A 411-nucleotide genomic window follows, 5' to 3' on the forward strand; every position below is an offset into this window, starting at 1 on the left:
CTTATCAAACTATCAATTTTCTATTTAACACCTCAACCTGTTCTTTGAAAAGGGATATATTATCAACGCCCTTTACCTTACGCTCTTCTTTTATTTCTTCATACTTTTCGCGGTAGCTTTTTACAAGATCCGCAAATATGTTTCTTAAGGTCACTATGGCATTTTTTGCGACCAAGGCGTAATCAATGGCGAAATCTCCATCAACATCATTACAGTAAAAGCGGACTTTGTTAATGCTCACAACATCATCTTTCAAATCAATTAACCCTTCAACATAGCTATTTTCGGAGATCCAAACCTTAAATAAAAAATCGCTATAAGAAGGCTGTAAGTTAAATTTATGGATCTTTCCAATCGCATCCTCAATTTGAGTTCTTGCCAAGTCTTCCATAATGTTGCGAAGGATATAGA

The 411-nt window shown here is 35.0% G+C and carries 1 protein-coding gene; it reads right to left on the reverse strand.

The annotated features are described in order from the left end of the window. Positions 1-4 precede the first annotated feature (4 nt). On the reverse strand, positions 5-411 hold a 407-nt coding region (locus ACYVTD_RS17270; RefSeq protein ID WP_461248866.1), incomplete at its 5' end, for a hypothetical protein.

Source organism: Treponema sp. R6D11, assembly GCF_054786075.1.